The 20,458-nt window shown below is 61.0% G+C and carries 19 protein-coding genes; 7 read left to right on the top strand and 12 right to left on the bottom strand.

The window, feature by feature from the left end:
* Positions 1–9: 9 nt before the first annotated feature.
* Entirely contained in the window at positions 10–390 is a 381-nt protein-coding gene (locus GTP58_RS19315; RefSeq protein ID WP_161078804.1) for an MAPEG family protein, read from the top strand.
* 99 nt (positions 391–489) lie between these two features.
* Here the strand turns inward: GTP58_RS19315 and GTP58_RS19310 are convergent, their stop codons facing one another.
* Both GTP58_RS19310 and GTP58_RS19305 read right to left on the bottom strand, forming a co-directional pair.
* Positions 490–2,628 carry a metallophosphoesterase gene (locus GTP58_RS19310; RefSeq protein WP_161078803.1) on the bottom strand — a complete coding sequence of 713 codons (2,139 nt, stop codon included), beginning with the start codon at positions 2,626–2,628 and terminating at the stop codon, positions 490–492.
* A gap of 90 nt (positions 2,629–2,718) precedes the next feature.
* Positions 2,719–4,026, bottom strand: coding sequence for an MFS transporter (locus tag GTP58_RS19305; protein ID WP_161078802.1), 1,308 nt, complete (start codon positions 4,024–4,026; stop codon positions 2,719–2,721).
* Positions 4,027–4,297: 271 nt separating this feature from the next.
* On the opposite strand from GTP58_RS19305, the gene GTP58_RS19300 reads away from it, so the two are divergent.
* Positions 4,298–4,828: a hypothetical protein gene (locus GTP58_RS19300; RefSeq protein WP_161078801.1), complete on the top strand. Its 531-nt coding sequence runs from the start codon at positions 4,298–4,300 to the stop codon at positions 4,826–4,828.
* 122 nt (positions 4,829–4,950) lie between these two features.
* Here the strand turns inward: GTP58_RS19300 and GTP58_RS19295 are convergent, their stop codons facing one another.
* The 5 genes from GTP58_RS19295 to GTP58_RS19275 all read right to left on the bottom strand — a co-directional run bounded on the left by GTP58_RS19295 (position 4,951) and on the right by GTP58_RS19275 (position 10,875).
* Positions 4,951–5,661: a BON domain-containing protein gene (locus tag GTP58_RS19295; RefSeq protein WP_072787703.1), complete on the bottom strand. Its 711-nt coding sequence runs from the start codon at positions 5,659–5,661 to the stop codon at positions 4,951–4,953.
* Between the two features lie 85 nt (positions 5,662–5,746).
* A complete protein-coding gene (locus GTP58_RS19290) occupies positions 5,747–6,421 on the bottom strand; it encodes a hypothetical protein (protein ID WP_161078800.1) in 675 nt (224 codons plus the stop codon).
* An 80-nt stretch (positions 6,422–6,501) separates the two neighbouring features.
* Positions 6,502–8,202 (bottom strand): hypothetical protein, encoded by a 1,701-nt coding sequence (locus tag GTP58_RS19285; protein WP_161078799.1) that lies wholly within the window; start codon positions 8,200–8,202, stop codon positions 6,502–6,504.
* Positions 8,203–8,245: 43 nt separating this feature from the next.
* Positions 8,246–10,159, bottom strand: a complete 1,914-nt coding sequence (locus GTP58_RS19280; RefSeq protein WP_229215640.1) for a methyl-accepting chemotaxis protein — start codon at positions 10,157–10,159, stop codon at positions 8,246–8,248.
* Between the two features lie 116 nt (positions 10,160–10,275).
* Complete coding sequence (locus tag GTP58_RS19275) at positions 10,276–10,875, bottom strand: short chain dehydrogenase (protein ID WP_161078798.1); 600 nt, start codon at positions 10,873–10,875, stop codon at positions 10,276–10,278.
* Between the two features lie 96 nt (positions 10,876–10,971).
* Between GTP58_RS19275 and GTP58_RS19270 the strand changes: the two genes are divergently transcribed.
* Complete coding sequence (locus GTP58_RS19270; RefSeq protein WP_072787711.1) at positions 10,972–11,892, top strand: LysR family transcriptional regulator; 921 nt, start codon at positions 10,972–10,974, stop codon at positions 11,890–11,892.
* 11 nt (positions 11,893–11,903) lie between these two features.
* Here GTP58_RS19270 and GTP58_RS19265 read toward each other — a convergent pair whose 3' ends face one another.
* The 3 genes from GTP58_RS19265 to GTP58_RS19255 form a co-directional block, all read right to left on the bottom strand.
* The gene (locus GTP58_RS19265; RefSeq protein ID WP_161078797.1) at positions 11,904–13,379 is read right to left on the bottom strand and encodes an efflux transporter outer membrane subunit; all 1,476 of its coding nucleotides are present in this window, start codon (positions 13,377–13,379) and stop codon (positions 11,904–11,906) included.
* Between the two features lie 61 nt (positions 13,380–13,440).
* Complete coding sequence (locus tag GTP58_RS19260) at positions 13,441–15,066, bottom strand: DHA2 family efflux MFS transporter permease subunit (RefSeq protein ID WP_072787713.1); 1,626 nt, start codon at positions 15,064–15,066, stop codon at positions 13,441–13,443.
* 14 nt (positions 15,067–15,080) lie between these two features.
* The gene (locus GTP58_RS19255) at positions 15,081–16,196 is read right to left on the bottom strand and encodes an HlyD family secretion protein (protein ID WP_161078796.1); all 1,116 of its coding nucleotides are present in this window, start codon (positions 16,194–16,196) and stop codon (positions 15,081–15,083) included.
* A 131-nt stretch (positions 16,197–16,327) separates the two neighbouring features.
* Here GTP58_RS19255 and GTP58_RS19250 point away from each other — a divergent pair, with 131 nt between their 5' ends.
* From GTP58_RS19250 to GTP58_RS19240, 4 genes are all read left to right on the top strand, one after another.
* A complete protein-coding gene (locus tag GTP58_RS19250) occupies positions 16,328–17,041 on the top strand; it encodes a TetR/AcrR family transcriptional regulator (RefSeq protein ID WP_161078795.1) in 714 nt (237 codons plus the stop codon).
* 89 nt (positions 17,042–17,130) lie between these two features.
* Positions 17,131–17,313, top strand: coding sequence for a hypothetical protein (locus GTP58_RS31115; RefSeq protein WP_202413792.1), 183 nt, complete (start codon positions 17,131–17,133; stop codon positions 17,311–17,313).
* Positions 17,314–17,315: 2 nt separating this feature from the next.
* Positions 17,316–18,254, top strand: coding sequence for an alpha/beta fold hydrolase (locus GTP58_RS19245; RefSeq protein WP_161078794.1), 939 nt, complete (start codon positions 17,316–17,318; stop codon positions 18,252–18,254).
* On the top strand, positions 18,251–18,763 hold the full coding sequence (locus tag GTP58_RS19240; protein ID WP_161078793.1) for a GNAT family N-acetyltransferase: 513 nt from the start codon (positions 18,251–18,253) through the stop codon (positions 18,761–18,763). The genes GTP58_RS19245 and GTP58_RS19240 overlap by 4 nt, the downstream gene beginning before the upstream one ends.
* A 3-nt stretch (positions 18,764–18,766) precedes the next feature.
* Here GTP58_RS19240 and GTP58_RS19235 read toward each other — a convergent pair whose 3' ends face one another.
* Both GTP58_RS19235 and GTP58_RS19230 read right to left on the bottom strand, forming a co-directional pair.
* Entirely contained in the window at positions 18,767–19,429 is a 663-nt protein-coding gene (locus GTP58_RS19235; RefSeq protein ID WP_161078792.1) for a thiol:disulfide interchange protein DsbA/DsbL, read from the bottom strand.
* 35 nt (positions 19,430–19,464) lie between these two features.
* Positions 19,465–20,370: a LysR family transcriptional regulator gene (locus GTP58_RS19230; protein ID WP_161078791.1), complete on the bottom strand. Its 906-nt coding sequence runs from the start codon at positions 20,368–20,370 to the stop codon at positions 19,465–19,467.
* Positions 20,371–20,458: the final 88 nt, after the last annotated feature.

Below are 20,458 nucleotides of genomic sequence, written 5' to 3'. Positions count from 1 at the left end.
GGAGACAGCATGACGAATGCAAACTGGTGCGTGTTGATAGCCTGCATATTGCCGATGGCCACCGTCGGCTTGGCAAAAGTGGCATCACGCGGCGCGGACAGCTACAACAACAAGCGTCCGCGCGACTGGGTCGCGGGACTGACAGGCTGGAAATCCCGCGCCAACGCTGCGCAGCTGAACGGCTTTGAAGCACTGCCGCTATTCATCGCCGCCGTCGTACTGGCCCAGCAGGGGCACGCAGACCAGGCAAGCATCGACATGCTGGCGATCAGCTTCATCGCCGTGCGGCTGGTGTACATCGCCGTCTACCTTGCCAACATCCACATCCTGCGCACGCTGGTGTGGATCAGCGGACTAGGCATCAGCATCGCCATCCTCCTGTTGAGCTAAACAATCCGGGGTCAGGTCCGTCATTTCTACACGGCCTCTACCGTAGCGCACGCTACGGTAGAGGCCGTGTAGAAATGACGGACCTGACCCCGGAGTTTTTTAGTTGAAGCTCAGGCCGCTATTGCTGACGTTGTTCAGCTTTTGCGCTTTGAGGTCGATCGTGAAGTGGTCGCTCGGCTTGCCGGAACCGAGGCCTTTCAGGATCGCGAATACTTGCTTGAACTGCGACTGGAACGCCACTTGTACCGGGTTCTGGTCGGACAGTTGATCCCCCACTTTGACGATGGCCGCTGGCGATGCCGGGAATGCGCTCATCAGCACTTTGTACTGCGCTACCCGCTCCGCGCCCATGTCGCGCAAGGCCAGCTCGCCGGCGTACACGGTGCGGTGGAAGTCGCCGTAGAATTCGTAAGCGCTGACTTTGGCGAAGTCGGCCAGTTTCAGGTTGGCCGCTGCCGCTACCTGTTCGGCCTTTGCCGTGGCCGCCGCCCAGTCGGCTGTCAGTTGGCTCGCCGCCACCGCGTCACCCGATGGCGTACCTTTGGCCGCGCACGTTGCGGTGATCGGCAGTACCGATGGATTGTCTTTCAGCTGCGCCAGCGTGACTTTGGTTTGCAGCTGCGACAGGATCAGCATTTGGCGCAGATCGAGCGACATCGCCGCTTCTTTCATTTCGCACGGCCAGTAGTCGCCCATGAAGCGCAGGCGTGACAGTTCGCCGAAGTAGGTGCGCGTAAATTCACCATACGATTTGCTGTCGAGGATGCTGCGGTTCCAGCGCTTGGCGATGTCGCTGGCTGCCGTGCTGCCTTGCAGGTAGTCGTACTCGACCTGGTAGTACGGGAACAGTTCGTTATGGCGCGCGACGGTGTTCAGGCCCACGGTCTGCACGTCGATCAGGTCTTTGCTCTGGTAGCTGACGATTTTGTACGCCGCGCCAAACACGGCCAGCGATGGCGACTGCACGTTGACCAGGTAGTTGCCCGCGCTGTCCTTGACGTCGTTGGTGCCGTTGAAATGCATGTGGCCGCCGATATGCAGCGGCAGGCCGGTCGCCACCATGGCCGAGGTGGTCGCCGCAGCCGGCATGCGCGTCACCTGGAAGGCGCCCGATTTGAATACGGCTTTCATCGCATCGGTCTGGTTGGCGTAGAAGTCCATGGTCGGATAGTGCGAAAACGCCATCAGCTGCTTGCCTTGCGCCTTGGCGCGCGCGGCCACGGATTTTATCCACTCCATCTGGTGGATTTTGTGGGTCTGCACTTTGTTCCAGCCAGCGTCGCCGGCGTTGTCGAAGCCTTTGAAGTTTTTCGGGTTGGCCGGGTCGAAGTTCGCATTCGGCACATGCACATTGGCGTCCAGCGCCAGCAGCCAGATGCCTTTCACCGGTTCCACCAGATAGCTGGCGTCGATGATGCTGGTGCAGCGGGTGTAGGTCTTGCCCGCCACTTTGTATTTGCCGCCCTCGCCTTCCGCGCAGATTTCAAACTGGCGCTTGCCCAGGTCGGCCGCTGCGGTCGCGGCATCGTAGCTGTATTTGCCGTCGGTGTAGGTGGTGAACGGGGTTTCCCAGTAGACGTCGTTCTTGTTGGGCGCGTAGCCAAATTCCGCCAGCTTGGTCAGCAGTTTTTCGTAGCCCTGTTCCATGAGCTGGTTGGTGCAGACCACGCTGGGATCTTTGGCTTTGCAGGCGCTGTTGTTGACGGCGTAGATTTTCTGTTCCTTGCCATCCTTGGTCAGGAAGTCGTTCTTGCCGGCTTCGTCATCGTCGTACGGTTCGTTCGGGTCGTGGTTGCCCGGCGCGATGAAGAAGCGCATGCCCTTGGCCTGATACTCATGCAGGATGTCGGCCAGGCCGTCGATGTTGATGGGCTGGGCGTCGTCCGAGATGTCGCCCGGCAGCGCCACCAGGCGCAGGCCTTTGGCGTAGGCATCATCCAGTGCGGCGCGGAACGCGAAGTAGTTTTCGTTGAACAGCCGGGTCGAGGTCAGCTCCGCGTACATGGTGCGGATGGTGGCGTTCTTGCCGTCCTTGGTGGGAATGCCGGAGAACTGGCTGCTCTTGAGGTCGCCGTAGATGTTCTCGAAGTGGACGTCGCTCATGAAGGCGACGGCCGTGGCGTTGAAACCGTCGCCCGGATTGGTTTCCGTGACCGGCAGGCCATCGCTGCCGCAAGCGGCCAATAAGGCGGTCACGGCGGCGGCCACGAGGGCCGCCGCAGGTAAAGCGTAACGCATACAAAACTCCATCAGGCTGGTTGAAATTCGCCGCAGTGTAAATTTGGCAAATGACAGGCTGATTACATTTTGGAAGCGCTACCACTTTTTTTATGCGGCCTTGGCCGGGGTCGCTGGCATCGCCGTGCTGGCTGCTGCGGGACGACGGATCATCATGATGATGGCTGCCGCGACCAGACAGGCGGCGCCTGCCGCAAACAACGCCGGGTTGTAGGTCAGCAGCAGGGTCCGCACGCGGCCGGCGCCGTAGGCTGCTACCGCTGCACCGAGCTGGTGGGCGGCAAAGATCCAGCCAAACACCATGCCGGCTTTTTCCTTGCCAAAGGTGGCGGCCGTCAGACGTACGGTTGGCGGCACGGTGGCGATCCAGTCCAGGCCGTAGAACATGGCAAAGGTGGACAGGCCATACAGCGTGAATTCCGAATACGGCAGCCACAGCAGCGACAGGCCGCGCAAGCCGTAGTACATCAGCAGCAGCTTGCGGTTGTCGTAGCGGTCCGACAGCCAGCCGGAGCCGATGGTGCCCACCAGGTCGAACGCGCCCATCATGGCCAGCACGGAGGCGGCAGGCACGGGACCCAGGCCGGCATCGCCGCACAGCGAAATGAAGTGGGTCTGGATCAGGCCATTGGTGCTGAGGCCGCAGATGAAGAAGGTGGCGGCCAGTATCCAGAACACACTGCTGCGCGAGGCCTCGGCCAGGATCTTGAACGGCGTCGCCAGCGTGACGTGCATGGCAGGCGGCGCGGCTGTCGGCGTGCCCGGAGCGGCGCCAAACGGCGCCAGGCCGACGTCGCTGGGGCGGTTGCGCATCAGCAGAAACACCGCCACGGCCATCAGCGCGCAAGCGGCAAACACCGGCACTACCGCCAGGCGCCAGCCCATGTGCTCGATCATCCACGCACCGACCGGCAGGAAGATGAGCTGGCCCGTCGCCGAGCTGGCGGTCAGGATGCCCACCACCAGGCCGCGATGGCGCTCAAACCAGCGGTTGGACACCACGGCGCTGAGCACCAGCGCCGTCATGCCGGAGCCCACGCCCAGCATGATTCCCCAGAACAGTACCAGGTGCCAGAACTGCGTCATCTGCGTGGCCAGCGCCATGCCTGAGGCAACCAGCGTCAGCGCAGTGACCACCACGTTGCGCAAGCCGAAGCGCTCCATGAAGATGGCTGCAAACGGCCCCATCAGGCCGAACAGGGCGAAGCGTACCGCCAGCGCCGAGGAGATCTGCTCCACGTCCCAGCCGAATTCCCTGGACAGCGGCTGCAACAGCGCGCCGGGCAGGCCCAGGGCAGCCGCCGACGACAGCCCCGTTAAAAACGTCAGGGCAACCATCACCCACGAAAAGTGCAGGCCGCGGCGCTGCAGCCAGGTCGAAACAGCTTGTGCAAACATAGTGGTCCTCAGAATGGCAATGCGTGCCGGAAGGCGCGCTTGCAGCCATTTTAGATTATGACCATCATGAATACAAGAAAAACTTGCCTCCACCCGCGTTGCGTTCAAACGGTGCAATAGTGACAATACGTGTATTTTTTGCTACTTATTTGGGCATATAGTTGACGCAGCACGTTTGCCACGTGCGCCCTGGGCCTGGTGTCACCAGGCGATTGTCAGATGCAAGGTTCATTGTATGGCACTTCGTCAACTCACCCTTATAAGGTAAAACATGTCACTACATACTACTGCACTTCCATCCACTGGCTTTGGCGAGCGGTCTTTCGCGCTTCCCCGCATTCCGGTTATTCGCATTTGGGCATTGAAGGAAGCTTATCCGGATGGCTTATACATCAATACCGTGGACGATAATCCTGACAATCACAAGACCCCTTGTTTTAGCCGCGGCAGGGATATCACGGTTCCCCTGAAATTCGTGCTGGATGACGGCCCTCAAGGCACCGGCAATTGGTCTACCGCACCGATCGGTGATTTCGACCTGATACGCGTGGAAAAAGGTGAACCCGAACGCGTCGCTTTTATTCATATCGGCCCGACCAAAGAACAGAAAGATTCTCTGTTCACAATCTATGTAACGACCAGCGGGACCACAGTGACGACGAAATTTGGACGGTATGCCGGGAGTAAAACCATCCCGCAGCCATTCGAACAAAATAGTGAGAACTATTTTACTGATATGTCAGATGCCGAAGGGAACTGGCTGTGGCTGTATCGGCTGTATGCGACGCACCATCAAAAATAAGCACGCAAATAAGCACGCAAGTAAGCACCCGATGCGCTGAACGAGGCGGCGCCCGGCGGCGTTGGGGGAACGCGGCCGGGCGCCGGGGCGAGCGGGCATGGGGGGCTAGCCCGCACTGCCCTTTACTTGATGCGCAGCGAGCTTTGCACTTTGTTCACGCCCTTGACGTTGCGCGCGACATCCACTGCCTTGTCAACTTCTGCTTGCGATGGCACGAAGCCGCTCAGCATCACGGTGCCGTTGGTGGTTTCCACGTGCACGTCCAGCGATTTCAGTGCAGGCTCGGCCAGCAGTTCGGTTTTCACTTTGGTGGTGATGGTGGTGTCGGCCAGCGCGTCTTTGGTCAGCTCGGTTTTCGAGCGGGCTTCGCACGATGCCTTGTCGCTGCCCGTCATGGCGCTGCAGTCGATGCCGGTCTGGGCCACGTCAGCGGCTTTCTTGCCAGCCTTGGCATCTTTCACCCACGCAGTGTGCTGGGCTTTGGCACCGCTCAGGCAGCTGTCCTTGTCAGCGCCGGTGCGGTTGGCGCACTGGGCTTTGGCGAGGTCGTAGTTGGCATCGGCCACATTGATCTGGGCTTTTTCGACCGATTTTTTATCGTTCTTGTATTGCAGGGCGGCGGTCGATTCGGCGTTGGCGCGGCTGACCTTGGCCTGCTCCTGGCAGACATCCTTGGCATTACCCGATTGTGCATCGCAGGCGCCCTTGGCAGCTTTGTAGTCAGCGTCCGACTTGTTGATTGCAGCTTTGTAGGCAACGGTGTCGTTGTTAGGCGTAGCAGCGAAGGCAGCGCTGGCAGCGGTAGCCAGTACGAAGCAGAGTAATTTGTTCATGATGTGTCCCTCTTGTGGTGGTTGATGGACACATTAAACGCCTGTACGGCCGCGTGCTCTGTGCGGAGACGTACACAGATCAGATTTACCTGTCGAGCAACAGGCCCTGCTGCCACAGCTGGCTGGCCTGTTCAAATACCGCCACACCCGGTGCAAAGGCAGCCCCGGTCGGCGCCTGTTCCAGCCAGGCCAGCGTGCTGTGCGAGCCGGTGGCCGGCGATGGCTGGCGCACCGCGCGCATCCATGCGGCCACCGCAGCGTAATCGGCGGGATGACGCTGCTGTGTCCAGGCCAGAGCGACCAGATCGGCATAGCCTTCTTCGCGGCGCGTGTCGCGCAGCGCTTCGGCAGCGCCAGAGTCCGGCTGTGGCTGGCTTTCCACAAAGCCGGACGGCATCATGTGCCAGATGCCTTGCGTGTAGCGCCAGCAGTGGCCAATTTCGTGCGCCACCATCGCTTCAATCATCAGCGGCCGTTGCGCGGCAGGTACAGTGGACAGGATATCTTCCGCATTCGCGTTGCCGCGCATCGACAGCACCAGCTTGCAGCGGCCGTTCTGGTAGCCCAGCGCCAGCGGCACATCGTTGGGACCGGCCTGGGGCTGGACGGTGATATCAAGCGGCAGCTTCAGTTCCTGCTTGGCATAGGCCAGCACGGCGGAACCGGCTTGCAGCCAGCGGATTTCCATGTCGGTCAGCTCGGCGGCGGAAGCCAGGCCGGACGTCAACAGCAGCAGGGGGAGGAAGGTGCGCTTGATCATAGTGATCAAACTGTAGCATGCACCGGGCAATAATTATTGCCCGGTGGCAGCTATATTACTACGTAGAAAAAGCTGAATGATTAACGGCCCAACAAGCTGTTGGCAGTCTTGAATTCCGGACGGATGTCATTCGGTACAGATTTCATTTTATCCAGCGCCTTCTGCACGTCCGGGCGGATCACCACGTACTTGCTCATCATGTCCTTGGCGCGCGCGTAGTCGCCGGTCGCTTCGATGGTCAGGAATTCGCGGTCCAGATCGATCACGGCCTGCTTGATCTTCTTGAAGTCGACCGAGAAGGTGCCGTCGCCATGTGAGATGAAGCCGCCCTTGTCCAGCAGGTAGTTCATCTGGATCGCCATGCCGCGCGCGTGCGAATCGGTCAGGCCGAAGTGCAGCGTGCGGAACGCCGATGCGAGGAAGGTGGTGTACAGCTTGCGCTCCGCTGCATCGCCCTGCCCCAGCGTGCCTTTGAGCTGGCCCTTGTCCATCATGTAGGCCAGTGCAAACAGGCCGGTGATGTCAGCCTTGGCTTCTTCGATGGTCGAATAGGCTTCCTTCAGATCCTGGCGCGGCGTCGATTCCTTGCCATCGTTTTTGGTAATGTGCGGACCCAGGCCGTGGGTGATTTCGTGCGCCAGGATATGGGTGAAGAAGGAATCAAAATCCACGTCCTTTTGATCGGCCGGACGCAGCACCAGTTTGGAAATCGGCGCCAGCGTCGATTTGAATTTGGCCTGCTGCACGTTCTTCAGCATCACGCGCTTGGAACCGCGCTGGCTGATGATGCGCTCATCGTTGGGCAGGTTGTAGGCGGCGGTCTGCACGCCCATGTTGCCGTCGCCTGCGCCGTAGACCTGGTTCACGACCACCATCGGCGCCAGCGCACCGACCTTCGGATTGCGGTACTGCGCATCCAGCGGCAGGTTGTCTTCCAGCTCCTGCATATGCTTGGCGAAGAAGTCCAGCTTCTGCGTTTCTTTCTGGTCGCGGATGCTCACGTACGCTTCAAACGCGGCCTTGTAGCCAAACAGTTCGTCGTTGTAGGTCTCGTAAGGGCCGATGGTGATATCGACTGGCGAATCCAGGTCCATCCAGGCGAAATCGGACTCCAGGTAGTCGTTGCTGAGGAAGGCGTCTGCGCGCAGGCTCAGGAATTTTTTCAGCGAGGCGTTATCGGTATCGGCGGCGGCCTGCTTCAGCAGCGCGGCGGCTTTCTCCAGTTCCGGCTTGTATTCTTCGGCATACTTCACGGTGGTGAACAGGCCATCCTTGTTCTTGCGGATCACGGTGAAGAACCACTGCGCCTGCTCTTTATCGACCGCAGGCAAAGCGTTCATCCAGGTTTCCAGTTCGGCCTTGGTGGCGCCTTCCGGATAGAAGTTGCCGGCTTCCGGCTTCTTGGCTGGCACCGCAACGCCGCCCACGTCCGCTGGCAGGAAGGACTGGTGGTCGTCGAGGATGGACCATGGACCTTTGTTGAGCCAGAAGTAGTTCAGGCGTGCCTTGCCCAATGGCGTGGTGTCCTTTTGCAGCGCAGCCCACAGCGCCTCATTGCCGGACCAGCGCTGGCGCAGCTGCAGCACGTCGATGATCTTGGCGGCTTCGATCAGTTTGGCGATGGCTTTCTTGTCGCCGGCGGAGAGCTTGCTGGTGTCAGCGGTCAGCGCGATCGGCGCATAACGCTTGCTCATCTTGTTGAGTTGATTGACGTCAGCCGGTGCAGCAAAGGCAGTGGCGCAAGCGACAGCCAGCGCCAGTGGAAGCAGGATTTTTTTCATTGTGTTCCTCGGGTAGAGTGAGGAACACATTGTAATGCAGCGCCTAGTAGCGGACGAAATTTGCCTCGTCCACTGTCGTCGCAAACCGCTCATGCGACTTGCGCGTGGTGGGCACCGGACGCAGGCGCATATCGCGCATATCGCGGCCCCCGCCACGCACCGCCTGCGCCACGGCGTCGCCACCGAGCTTGAAGAAGCCCATGGCGGTTTGCAGCTCGTTGGCCTGGGTGCTCATTTCCTCGGCAGTCGACGCCAGTTGTTCCGAACCAGCGGCATTCTGCTGCGTGGTCTGGCTCAGTTGCGTGATCGCGGAATTGATCTGCGCCAGGCCGGTCGACTGCTCTTCCGACGCCGCGGTAATTTCCTGCACCAGATCCGAAGTCTTCTTGATACTCGGGACCATCTCATCGAGCATGCTGCCCGCGCGCTCTGCGAGGTTGACGCTGCTGGTGGCGACCTGGCCGATTTCCTGCGCCGCCACCTGGCTGCGTTCCGCCAGCTTGCGCACCTCGGCCGCCACCACGGCAAAGCCTTTGCCATGTTCCCCGGCGCGCGCGGCTTCAATCGCGGCATTCAGCGCCAGCAAATTGGTTTGATAGGCGATGTCGTCGATGATGAGTACCTTGGCGGCGATCTGCTTCATCGCCACCACGGTGGACTTGACAGCATCGCCGCCTTCGGTCGCTTCGCCGGAAGCCTTGCACGCAATGGCGTCAGTGACCTTGGCGTTCTCCGTATTCTGCGATACGGACGCCGTCATCTGCTCCACCGAGGCGGAAGTCTCTTCCACACTGGCCGCCTGCTGGCTGGCCGCCTGCGCCAGCGACTGCGCCGTCGAACTGACTTCCTCCGATGCCGCCGCCAGCGCCTCTGCATTGGCATTGACTTCACTGACCACATGCGCCAGCCGCGACATGGTGTTATTGGCGTAAGACTTCAGTTCGGCAAACGCCCCCTCATATTCCTTGGTGATGCTTTGCGTGAGATCGCCCTCGGACATGGCGCCCATCACGCGCACCACGTCATTGATGCTGGCGCCCGTCGTGGCGGCCAGCTGGTTCAGGCCTTCGCCCATGTCGCGCTGGAAGCCCTGCAAACCATTCAGGTCGACGCGCGCATCGAAGTTGCCGCGATTGGCTGCAGCCACCACCTGGCGCTGGCCCTCGATGACCTGCCGCAGCTTGGTAATCATATTCTTCACGGCATACAGCATGCTGGTGTGATCGCCGGAACGCGTCACCACTTCGCCTTCCAGATCGCCGTTGCTGATGCGCTGCATCAGCTCCACCGCATACGATGGTTCACCGCCCAGGCTGCGCGTCAGATTCCGCGTGATCACCGCCGCAATCACCATCGACAGGAGCACTGCGGCAATCACCAGCCCGACCACCAGGTTGCGGGTCTCTACATACGTTTCATGCGCGTCTTTCGCGCTCTCGTCCATCAGGTTGCTTTGCAGCTTGGCCAGTTCTTCCAGTGCCGCCCAATACGCGTTGTTCGCGGCAGCGAATTCATTGCGCAGGAATTCCGCCGCCCGTTTAGGATCGCTGCGGGTCAGCTCATACAACTGCTCGTAACGCGGATTGAGCGCATCGCCTTTTGCAGTAATGTCCTTGAACAGATCGCGTCCACGTTCAGTGCTGATCAGCTTATCCATGCGCGCCAGGGCATCGGCGATCTTGGGCCGGTTGACTTCCACGCTATTGCGGAATTTTTCGCGTTCAGCTTCGGTGGTGGACAGCAGCATGCTGCGCAGCTGGCGACCATTGTCGATCGTGAGTTTGATGGCCTGGTTAACCAGAACGACCTTGGGGTATCGGTCTTCCATGATGAGCTGCATGCCGTTGTTGATTGCCGCCAGCCGCGAGATACTGACCACGGAGACCACCAGCAACAGGATAACGACCACGCCAAAACCCAGACCCAGACGGGTCGCCACTCTCATGTTCGTGAACATAATCTCTCCGGAAGAACACGGCCGACGGAAGAAACAGGGCAGATGCAGTCAGGAGATCATGCCACGCTAAAGTTCCTAAACGCAAGCAAGATATCCCGACTGTTGTTGGGAGAGCGTTACAGTGCGCGGTACACCTGGCCGGTCTGCGCGCCATCGACGCTGCGTGCATAGGACAACGCGGCGCGGCTTGCCGTCACAGGTTCGAAGCCGATGAAGAAGGCGCCGTAGGCGTCCATCGATTCCTGCAATACTGTAGGGCTGACAACGTTGATACGGATGCCACGCGGCAGTTCAATCGCCGCGCCGCGCGCGAAGCCTTCAATGGCGGCATTGACCATGGTGGCGCTGGCGCCTTGACGAATTGGCTCATCCGCCAGGATGCCGCTGGTGAGCGTGATCGAGCCGCCGTCGTTCAGATATTCCTGCGCCACCAGCGCCACGTTCACCTGCCCCATCAACTTGCTGTTCAGGCCCACGTAGAACTGCTCCGGCGTGAAGCTGGTCAGCGGCGCGAAATGCAGCACGCCGGCCGTGACCACCACCGCATCCACTTTGCCAACCGTGGCAAACAGGCCACGCACGCTGCCGATGTCGGCGAAGTCGACCTGATACTGGCCGCCGCTCGCGCCCACTGTCACCACTTCGTGGCGTTTGCCCAGTTCCTCAACCACTGCCTTGCCTACTGCGCCCGTGGCGCCGATCACGATGACTTTCATGCTGTACCTCCGTTAGAAAACACCAGTATGTTCTGCTTCGCCAAAGGAATAAATGAGCTAATATTTAGATCATTACCAACCCACAGTTAGCAATCGATGGACAAGCTGCGTAGCATGGAAATCTTCGTCGCCGTGGTGGATGCCGGCAATTTCACGGCCGCCGCGTCGCGCTTCAACCTCTCGCCCGTCATGGTGGGCAAGCACATCGCCCAGCTCGAGGCGACACTGGGCGCCAGCTTGTTGACGCGCACCACGCGCCGCCAGAGCCTCACCGAAATCGGCAGCCAGTACGCCGAACAATGCCGCAGCATCCTGGCCCAGATCAGCGCTGCCGAAAGCGGCGCGGAAGCCATGCGCAACACGCCGCGCGGCCGTCTGCGCATCACCGCCCCCACCTCCTTCGGCAGCGAGTGGCTGGCGCCCGTGATCGCCGACTACCTGCAACTGCATCAGGAGGTCAGCGTGGATCTGAACCTGAATGACCGCATGGTTGATCTGGTGGAGGAAGGCTATGACGTCGCCGTCCGCATCGCCACACTCGAGGATTCCAGCATGATCGCACGGCCGATGCGCCACTACGGCATGGCGATCTGCGCCTCACCGGCGTATCTGCGCAAGCATGGCACGCCGCAAACGCTGGCCGAGCTGGCCGATCATGAATGCCTGGACTTCATCGTCGGCATGGTGGGCATCCACTGGCGCATGCAGACCATGCGCGACCAGAACGGCAAGCGCACCTTGCCCGAGTGCCGCTTCCGTGCCAACAACGGCCTGGCGCTGCGCATGGCGGCGCTGCAGGGGTTCGGGATTGTGATGCAGGCGGAGATACTGGTGGCGCAGGATATCGCCGCCGGCCGGCTGGTGCCGATACTGTGCGATTACCTGCCCGCACCGCGGCCGATGCAGCTGGTCTATCCGCGCGACCGGCTGGCCACGCCCAAGCTGACGACGTTTGTGGATTTTGTGGTGGAACGCTTCGGACCAGCGGCACGTTTGCCGCTGGCCTCTTCCGCGTAAAGGGATGGCGCTTACTGCGCCTTGATGGCGCCGTTCTGTGCGACCTGCGCCAGCTGCGCCGAGGGCTGCCAGCCAGCACCCAGCGAGCGCGCCACCGACACGGCAGCCAGCAGACGCTGGGTGTTGATTTGCACTGCCGCGCGGTCCGCAGCCAGCGCGCTGCGCTGGGCGTCGGTCACGTCGAGGTAGGTCGATACGCCGCGTTCATAGCGTGCGCGCGCCACCAGGTAGCCACGTGCTGCTGCCACTTGCGAGGCCTTCTGTGCATCGCCCTGCAGCTGGCGTTGCTGCACGTCCGACAGCGCATCTTCCACTTCGCGCAGTGCGGTCAGCAGCTTGGTCTCGTGATTCGCCAGCGCTTCTTCGTAACGTGCCTTGGCAATCGCCAGGTTGGCCTTGTTGCGGCCACCGTCAAAGATCGGCAGCGACAGCGCCAGCGGACCTACGCTGAACTGGCGCGCATCGCCCTTGGACAGGTTGCTCAGGCTCTCCGAGGCAAACCCGAAGTTACCGGTCAGCGAGAACGATGGGTAGAACGCACCTTCCGCCACACCGATCTGCGCATTGTTGGCGCGCAGGTTGGCGACGCTGCCCGCCAGGTCAGGACGCTGTGCCAGCAGGCTGGCAGGCAGGCCGACCGGAATGGCTGGCGGTTGCGGCAGCACGGCCGTGTTGGCGTTTGCCGCAGTCAGCATCGCCGATGGCGATTTGCCGACCAGCGTGGCCAGGCTGTGTTCCAGCAAATTGCGCTGACGCTGCACTTCATGCAGGTCTGCTTGCGCATTGGCGCGTTCAATGCGGGCACGCGACACGTCCAGCTCATTCGACAGGCCGGCGTCAAAGCGCGCGGTCACCAGTTCTTCGGTTTCACGTCGGGTATCCAGCGCGCCGTTCAGGATGGCGATTTCTGCATCCAGGCCGCGCAGCTGCCAGTAGGTGGTGGCCAGTTGCGAGGACAGCATCAGCAGCACGCCGTCGCGGTCTGCTTCCGCCACCAGCGCCTGCGCGTCAGAGGCTTCCACCAGACGGCGCACGCGGCCCAGCAAGTCCACTTCATACGAGAAGTTGGAGCCGACCGAGTAGTTATTACCCTTGATCGAGCGATGGCCCAGCGCCAGGCCTTGCGAGGTCTCGGCCGAGGTGCGCGAGTTCGAGATGCCAGCGTTGACACTCAACTGCGGTTGTTCGTTGGCGCGCGTCACGCCAGCCTGTTCCAGCGCCTGCACCAGGCGCTGTGCTGCTGCTTTCACGCTTGGATTGTCGCGTAGTGCGGTTTCTTCCAGCTGGTTCAGAGTGGTGTCGTTAAACACCGTCCACCATTGGGCCGGCAGGCGTGCTTCATTGGCGCCAGCTTGCGGCAGGTGGCGGAACGAAGCGTCGGCGACATTGGCCGGAGCTTTAAAGTCGGTGCCGACCGTGGCGCAGCCAGTGACTGCTAGCGTTACAGAAACAGCGAGCGTCAGGCGCTTCAGAGCTGAATTCAACATGATTACCTCACTTTTGATTGATATTGCGTTCTCCCCGCGCGGCGGGGAGACGCTTTCTTATTTAGTGCGCGCCACCGCCGCCACCGGCAGATGGTGCTTTGACCTTGTCCGAGAACCACAGCACGCCGATGCAGGCAAACAGCACGGCTGCAACCAGGAAGAAGCCATCGTTGTACGCCATCACATAAGCCTCGCGGCGCACCACGTTGTCAACTGCCTTGAGTGCCATATCCGCCGCCGTCGCCGAATCGAAACCCTTGCCGATGAAGGATGACGTCAGCGCGTCCAGGCGTTCCTGCGTGGCCAGCGCAAAGCCGGTCACCGATTCGCCGATGCGCGCCGAGTGAAAGTGCTCGCGGTTGGTCAGCGCCGTCGCCAGCAGTGCGATACCGATCGAACCGCCCAGGTTACGGGTCATGTTGATCAGGCTCGATGCCGATGGCATGTCTTTAGGCTGGATGCCGTTCATCGCAAAGTTCGACAAGGTCAGCATCACGAACGGCTGGCCCAGCGCACGGACAATCTGCGACAGCAGCAGCTGGTCGTAGCCGGTGGTCGCGTCCATATAGGCATTCATCAGGCAGGAGCCACCGAACAGCAGCAGGCCGAAGGTGCACAGGATGCGGTTATCGATCTTGGACGACAGCTTGGCCACGAACGGCATGATGAACAGCTGCGGCAGACCAGCCCACATGATCACTTCACCAATTTGCATCGGCGAGTAGCCCGGAATCTGCGCCAGGAACAGCGGCAGGATGAAGGCCGAACCATACAGGCCCATGCCCATCGCCATCGACAGCGCGGTGGCTGCGGCAAAGTTACGCTTGCCGTACAGGCCCAGATTCACAAACGGCTGCTTGCGCGTGGCGCTCGTCACCACCCAGCCCAGCAGACCAATAATGGCCAGCGCAGCGAAGGTCTTGATGAAGGCCGAGTCGAACCAGTCCTTGGTATTGCCCTCTTCCAGGAAGATGGTCAGGCTGCCCAGGCCCAATGCCATGAAGAAGATGCCCAGCCAGTCCGCCGTGAACAGCAGCGACAGATTGCGCTTTTCCTTGTCCAGGCCAACTGCGATACCGCCGATCAGCAACAGACCTGGCACCCAGTTGATGTAGAAGATCGAAGGCCAGCCATACAGCTCGCTCAGGTAACCACCCAGCGTTGGCCCCATCGAAGGCGCCAGCGTGGCGGTCAGACCGAAGATCGCCATACCGGTGGCGCGCTTGGACGGCGGCAGCTTGGCCATCACCAGCGTCATCGCCATCGGAATCAGCGCGCCGCCGGTAAAGCCCTGCAGCATCCGGAAGGCGATCATGCTTGGCAGGTTCCAGGCAAAGCCGCACAGCGTCGAGAAGACGAGGAACAGCGCGGTGGTCCCCATCATGTAGGCACGCATGCCAAACACGCGGACAAACAGACCGGTCATCGGAATCACGATGATCTCCGCCACCAGATAAGCCGTGGCGATCCACGAACCCTCTTCCTGCGTGGCGGACAGCGTGCCGAGAATATCTTTCAGCGACGAGTTGGTGATCTGGATATCCAGCACCGCCATGAAGGCGCCCAGCATGCCGGCAGCCACCGCCAGCCAGGTGCGGCCGGAGACCTTCTCGCTCGGCGCCGGCGGCACGAATGCAGGGGTGTGCGTCCCCCCGCCGCCCGGCGTATCAATAGTCGTACTAGCCATGAGAGGCTCCTTGATTACTTAGCGTCTTTCTGGTTGATCGCTACTTCAGCGACCGCCGACATGCCCGGCACCAGACGGCCACTCAGGGCTTTCACATCTTCAGGCTTGAACACGACTTTGACCGGCACGCGCTGCACGATCTTGGTGAAGTTACCGGTGGCGTTATCCGGCGGCAGCAGCGAGAACTGCGCGCCCGATGCCGGTGCGAAGCTGTCCACTTTGCCGATCAGCTCTTTGCCCGGCAGCGCATCGATGGTCACTTTGACTTCCTGGCCCGGCTTCATTTCAGCCAGCTGGGTTTCCTTGAAGTTGGCAGTCAGCCAGACGTTTTCCTGCACGATGGCAGTCAGCTGCTGGCCAGGCTGTACGCGCTGGCCCACTTCTATGGTGCGCTTGCCGATACGGCCCGACACTGGCGCCAGCACTTTGTTGTAGGCCAGTTGCTGCTTGGCGTCCTTCAGTTGCACTTGCAGCACGCCGACCTGGGCGTTCAGCACATCGCGTGCGGATTTGGCGGCAGTAATCTGTGCTTTGGCAGCGGCAGCGCTGTCCTTGCGGGCGGCGACGTCGGCGGTCGCGCTGGCACGGGTGGCAACTGCGGCATCCAGTTCCGCTTTCGATACGGCTTTCATCTGGCTGTTATACAGCTGGCCGAAACGGTCGGCATCCTGCTTGGCGCGCACCAGCTGCGCTTCCGACTGCGCTACCTGCGCGGCCGAAGCGCTGGCCTGGGCCTGCACTTGCAGGATCTGCGCGTCAGCCTGGATCACTTGCTGCTGGGCCGAGGCGATCTGCGCCTGGATCTGCTCCACTTTCACGCCCTGGTCGAACGGATCCAGCTCGGCGATCACATCGCCTTCCTTGACCAGCTGGTTATCGTCGATGAACACCTTGGTGACCACACCCGCGATACGCGTCGATACCGGATGCACGTGGCCAGCCACGTAGGCATTTTCCGTCTCGACATAGTAGTGGCTGCGGTACCACATGCGGCCACCGGCGGCCAGGGCAGCCAGGGCAACCACGGCGGCAATCACCAGCACGCGGCGGTTAGGTGGCTGGGCCGGGGCTGCCGGCGCAGCGGCTGGAGCGGCAGGCACGGCACTGATTTTTTGTTCTTGGGCGGACATGAAGGAGCTCCAGAAAAATGAAATGAGATAGGTGCATTATGGCCAGTTTCTGCGCAAAGTCAAGAAATGAAACGATTGCATTTCATTTTTTTTTGGACTAGCATGGCGGCATTCGATATCATTCTCCCGCCATGAATACCACCGAACTTAATGACGCAGCCGCACTGGACGAGCAAGATTGCCCGGACGGCAACTACTCCCCGGATTCGCCGTGCTTCGGCAAGGCGGCCGGTCGCCCACGCGCCGCCGACAAAGCAGCCCGCCGCGCCGCGCTGCTGCACACTGCCGGCCGCCTGTTCCTGGAAAAAGGCTACAGCAAAGTCAGCCTGGAGATGATTGCGCGCGAAGCCCATGTGGCCGTGCGTACCATCTACGTCAAGTTCGGCGGCAAAGCCGGTTTGCTAAACGCCGTGATTGCCGACGGCCGCGCGCAATTCTTCGGCAGCATGGAGGATATGGAAACCGATCCGCGTCCGATGGAAGACATCCTTCGCGACTTCGCGCTGCGCTTCCTGGAGCTGATCTCCATTCCCACCTTCTGCAGCCTGCACCGCATGGTGGTGGCCGAAGCCCGCACCACGCCGGAACTGGCCGAGACGTTTTTCGAGGCTGGCCCGCAGCGCACGCGGATTGAGCTGGGCCGCTTCTTCGCGCGCCCGGATATCCGCGCCCAGCTGCGTCCCGACCTGCGTCCGGAATTGCTGCCGGTGTTCCTGCTGAACTGCATCATGGGCGACCATATGTCGCGCCTGCTGTTCCCGATTACTGAGGTGCCGTCGATGGACGAACTGCGCAGCCGCGCAGCCGAAGGTCTGGACTTGTTCCTGCATGGCGTGCGCCGCTGATCCACGTAACTTAGTGCGCTAGCGCACATTAAAAGCCGCCAAAGTTTTGCCATTTGTTCTATACTAATTTTTTAGAAATCGGAGCACACATGAGCAAAACGAATCGTCTGGACTGGAGCAAGCAAATCACGCTCATGAATGAGCGCATCAAGAATTTCCAGGCCAATCCTGGCCAGGAGCAGCTGGATGCCGTCGTCACCGAACTGAAAGCCTACGCTGAAGCAGCACAGAGCGGCGGCATCGAAATCCCGGCCCGCTTCACTGTCAACTAAACATGAAAGCCCTGCGCTGGGCCGTGCTGGCCCTGGTGCTGGCTGGCGTTGGCGCCACTGGCTACTACCAGTATAAAAATCCTGAACAGCATGTGCTGGATGCCGCCGCGCGCGAGCATGCCAATGCCAGTGGCGCTTACGCCACGCTCAGTGATGGCGTAACGCATTACGAAGTAGCCGGTCCGGCCGATGGCCGCGTGGCGGTACTGGTGCACGGGTTTTCCGTCCCCTCCTACATCTGGGATCCGACCTTTGCCGCGCTGCGCGACGCCGGCTACCGCGTGATCCGCTACGACCTGTTTGGCCGTGGCCTGTCCGACCGGCCCGATGCCGCCTACGATGGCGCTTTCTACGACCACCAGCTGGATGACCTGCTCAAGGCGCTCAAGGTCGAGGGCAAGATTGATTTGTTTGGCTTGTCCTTTGGCGGCTACGTCAGCGCGCACTACGCGTCCACGCACCCGCAGCGCATCCGCACGCTGAACCTGGTCGATCCATCCAACAGCGCACCCAAGCTTCCGTGGCAGTTCGCCACGCCATGGCTGGGGCCTTATCTGTTCCAGGTCGGCGTGGTGCCGGGCATGGCCGACAATCAGAACAGCGACTTCCTGCTGCCAGAACAATTCCCCGGCTGGGCCGACCGCTATCGCCCGCAAATGCAATACAAAGGGTTTGGCCGCGCGCTCTATCGCTCACGTCTCAGCCTGGCGCAGGAAAATTTTGAAGACATCTATGCCGCCATCGCACGCGCGGGCACGCCGGTGCATCTGGTGTGGGGCAAGCAAGACCCCACCATCGCCGTCGCGCAGTCCGCGCACATCCGCCAGGCCATTCCATCACTGGAATACACCGAGATCGACCAGTCCGGCCACCTGCCGCAGATGGAGCAAGCCGCTACCTTCAACCAGCATATGCTGGCCTACCTCGCAGCCCACCCATGAAAATCCGTACCCTTCAAGCCGATGATGTCGAACGCCTGCTGGAGTTCGAACTGGAAAACCGCAGTTGGTTTGAACAGCATGTGGAAGCCCGCGATCCATCGTTCTACTCGCACGCTGGCGTGGCTGCGCACATCGCTGACTACCTCTCCAGCCATGCCACAGGCGCCATGCATCCCTGCGTACTGACCAGCGATGACGGCACTGCCATCATCGGCCGCGCCAACCTGCGCCACATCAACCGCGATACCGGCACAGGCGAAGTGGGCTACCGCATCGCCCACAGCGAGGCGCGCAAGGGATTGGCCAGCGGCGCGTTGATGCACCTGCAGGAACTGGCACGCACACAGTACGGCCTGCGCATCCTCAACGCATGGATATCGGAACAAAATGCGGGATCAAGGCGCGTAATGGATAAATGCAGTTTCACGCGCGATGCGCTGGCGGCGCCGGTGGTGGTGCAGGTGAACGGCGCGGATCACGCCTCCCACCTGTACCAGTGCCGCCTGTAAGACTTACTTGCCTTTGCGCGCCTGCTCAACCAGCGCGTCCAGCACCTGCAGCGTTGCAGCGCCCAGTTGTGGACGGGGGATGCCAGGATTGGCGCTATCGACCATCGTCGGATTGGTCAGATAGCGGCCATCAACGATCATGGTCGGCGTGCTGTTGACCTCATAGGTACTGGCCACGCGGCCGGCGTTTTTCAGGCGCGTCATCACGGCGAACGAGTTGTAGGTCGCAGTATATTTCTCTTTATCGACACCGTTCTTTGCGGCCCAGTCGATATTGTCTGCATCGCTCTTCAGACGTTTGCGCTCAACGTGCCAGGTGCTCAGGATCTTGGCGTGCAGGCCTTCTTCCAGCTTCATCGCTTCCAGCGTCAGGAACATATGCGCTTCCGGATCGTTCTCGCCCGTCAGCGGCAGGTGGATGCGGCGGAATGAGATGTTGTCGCCCTGCTTCTTCACCCATTCCAGCATGGCCGGTTCCAGCGCGTAGCACGCCGGGCAGTGGTACATGAAGAACTCGATCACCTCAACCTTTTTGCCCTGCGCCTGCACCGGCTGCGGGGTTTTCAGGGTGGTGTACTCAGCGCCGTTGCGTGGCGCGGTCGGCGAGGCAAACGCGGTAGCAGCACACAGGCCGGCGACCACCAGGGCAATCTTCAACAAACGCATGATGTTCCTCTAAAAAAGCAAAGACAGCAAGATTATCACTTCTGCGGCGGGCGCGCTTCCAATCCTGAAATATCCTGCATCAGCGCGATCAGCCGCTTGGCGCCCAGGCCTAACGGACGGTCGTTGGTCCACACCACGTCCACCCACAGCCGCAGCTCATTGCTCATGTTGGCAAAGCTGATGTGCAGCAGTTCGCCGTTGTCCAGCAAGGGCTGGATCTGGCGGCGCGGCAGATAGGCCCAACCCAGGCCAGCGCGTACCAGGCTCAGTGCCGCCAGATGGCTGTCGGTGCGCCACACGTTGCGCGAGATGAGCACGCGCTGGTCGGCCTCCTGCAACTCGCGGCTGACAATTGCGATCTGCCTTGAATCGATCAGGCTTTCCAGGCTTTTGAGGCGTGTCTGCGCCAGCTTGTGACGCGGCGAGATCACGGGCACCAGTACTTCGCTGCCCAGCTCCTGAAAGCTCTCGCGGTCATCCACGCGGGCACGCTCGTAGATCATCGCCAGTTGCGCAACGCCGTCGTGCAGCATGCGCAAGGCCTGGTCCTGCGGCACGGACAGCACTTCCACTTCCAGCGACGGAAACTCTTCGGCCAGCAGCGCCAAGGGTTCGCTCCAGGGCGCCGACAGCAGCTCTGGCGCGATGGTCAGCGTCAGGCGTCGCTCCAGTCCCTGATGCAGCGACAGCGCGTGCGCCTGCAAGCGCCGCAGCTGTCCCGCCATCTGCCGCGCCTCCGCTTCCAGCGCACGCGCCGATTCCGTGGGCCGTACTTCGCGCGAACTGCGTTCGAACAGCGTCAGACCCAGCTCCGCCTCCAGCAGGCCTATCGCCATGCTGACTGCCGATGGCACCCGCCCTAGCGCCCGCGCGGCCGCCGAGAACGAACCGTGGTCCAGCACCGCCAGAAAGACTGCAATATTGTCAGATGAAAAAGCCATATTTACCAATCTATCAGAAAAATTGAAAGCTGCTGACTTTTTCGATCAGAAAAACTCCCATACCATGCATGCCAGTGCAATAAAAAAG

This window comes from Duganella sp. CY15W (genome assembly GCF_009857555.1).
Lineage (GTDB): Bacteria > Pseudomonadota > Gammaproteobacteria > Burkholderiales > Burkholderiaceae_D > Rugamonas > Rugamonas sacchari.
This window is presented reverse-complemented; position numbering and strand designations above follow the sequence as displayed.